At 37.9% G+C, this 2,087-nt stretch carries 1 protein-coding gene, 1 tRNA gene and 1 pseudogene; 1 reads left to right on the top strand and 2 read right to left on the bottom strand.

Annotated features, from left to right (window positions below; all coding sequences use genetic code 11):
* Nucleotides 1-344 precede the first annotated feature (344 nt).
* Nucleotides 345-863 carry a hypothetical protein gene (locus IKG78_RS12680; RefSeq protein WP_290944023.1) on the top strand — a complete coding sequence of 173 codons (519 nt, stop codon included), beginning with the start codon at nt 345-347 and terminating at the stop codon, nt 861-863.
* Between the two features lie 448 nt (nt 864-1,311).
* Here the strand turns inward: IKG78_RS12680 and IKG78_RS12675 are convergent.
* Nucleotides 1,312-1,542: pseudogene (locus IKG78_RS12675) on the bottom strand (hypothetical protein); the annotation flags it as partial.
* Between the two features lie 473 nt (nt 1,543-2,015).
* Nucleotides 2,016-2,087, bottom strand: a tRNA-Pro gene (locus IKG78_RS12670).

Below are 2,087 nucleotides of genomic sequence, written 5' to 3'. Positions count from 1 at the left end.
TCAACAAATTCCAGAAGTTCATCATTGTTCATTTGCTTTTCATTTCTTTTGTTAACAATTTTATGACACACAGACAGATTTAAATTCTGTCCGTCGCCACATACAAAATTAAAAGCAAACAAACACTTCGCCTAACGACTTACATGAATAGCCTTTCTGCTTACATAAAGGCAAAATTTTCTTCATCCCTCACCCTTCATGTAAGCCATTCCACCCTTCATGTAAATCGTTTGTTCCCCCAGAAAAACCGCCGTATCTTTGCATCGCAATCTTACAAAACGAGAACATTAACAAGGCGGTTCCTGAAAAGCCTAAGATAGAGTAAGGAATAAAGAAATAATAAAATGAACTATCAAACTCTTATTAGTATCGGAAATTCATGGTATTGTGCTGTTTTTAGTGAAAAGAAGGATTCTTTGGAAGACCGTAGGATTTGTAGAAATAATATAAACGCCTTTCTAGAGTCAAATTCTAAAGTTCGATTTAGAGCAGCCCTTAGTCCTTTTAATAATGATGTGCTTATAAAGGACGGGAACAAGGCCAAAACATATAGTTACTATATGAAACGTTTTCAAGGAGATAATAACGTGACTCAATGGATTTATCGTTTCTTGAATAATGAAATAGATATCGATTTCAAAAATGGTCTTGACTCTGAATTGCATGCAGATGCCCAGTCTTTTGTCGCAATCGTTTCAATATCGGAACGAGCAAGAATGTATGGGGATTTCTGTGTTCAAGAATTAAAAGATTTCCTTTTAGGTATTCTTAATGGTAAGTGCGAATGGAAAGACTTAAAAAAATATTTCGTACCCGCGCTAACTTATAAAGAAGATACCGATTATATTAATGTCTTAGAATAACATTAATATGCTCATAAGGACAGGTTTGAATGAAATCAGTGAATTCACATCACCCCTTATGATTAATTAAAACAAAGCCGTCTGAGATTTCTTATAAAGACTCCCGGACGGCTTCTTTTCTGTTTCCATGATTTCCGTTATTTAAACAACCACTTCCAAACAAAAATTACGAATTTAATATTTTTGCAAAGGTAGCCATTTTTATTGAAACGACGAGACTTTACTAAAGAAAATTGACTAAATCACTAACTTTTTTGGCGATTTAGTCAATTTACCCTATACGATTATAAAGTTATCGAATATGTTCTGCCTTTCCTGCTGTCCTTTAGGATGTATTTCAAGGACGCATCCCCTTCCTTTGGGAATCTTGTCGATAGGTTACATCAGTTGCAACATCGCTATTGGCTACTTGCTCTTGCAGTTCTCCTTCCTTTGGCTGATTCTCTTTCGCCAACTCCAGTTGAATCTTTCGGTCAAGTGCAGCCAATTCGGACTTCAAGCCTTTCAGTTCATCTTCTTTCTTCCACTGCTTACTAGCAATCTCTTTCAAAAGCGGAATGTCCTTGGCAAGTACGACGTTCTTTTCCTTGTACTGCTCGATGGTCTGAGGTATTCGTTCCAGTGAGTTGATGAAGTTCAAGGCAGCGTGCATGGGTATAAAACTCACTGCTCCGTCATTCAAACAACAACTTCCAGGCAGGAATTACTTCAATCTGCTTACCATTATTTAACTTTGATTTTTATGTTTAATTGTAACAATTATTGTAATATTTGCTAATATATTGATTTTCACCGTCTTGAAGATTCATCACCTTTCGGTAGACAATTTATATGTGTCTTCTGTCGTTGAATGAGCGCCCCGTTCGCTAATGAAGCAAGGTGAGAATCAAGCGCCAAGAGCATTATTAAATCAAATCTGTTTGCCTATCATTTTGCAAACTAACACAATTCACTTCAGTATAAATGGGGCGATAGCTCGTTAAATAATGTTATCACGCCAAAAACACGCCAAAAATTTCGTGAACGCCAAAAAGAAAAGGTGGCCGATTACTCGACCACCATGCTTTACAACGTGCTGACTGTCAGGAACTTATTGCCAGCTTGTTTTAAGCGGTTGCAGGGCCAACTCCTGCGATTGACAACCTTGCGTTGTCGGGATGAGGCGACTCGAACGCCCGACCCCTACGTCCCGAACGTAGTGCGCTACCAACTGCGCTACATCCC

This window comes from Fibrobacter sp. (assembly GCF_017545445.1).
Taxonomy (GTDB): domain Bacteria; phylum Fibrobacterota; class Fibrobacteria; order Fibrobacterales; family Fibrobacteraceae; genus Fibrobacter.
Note: the sequence above shows the minus strand (reverse complement) of the source record. Positions and strands in the feature narration are given on the sequence as shown.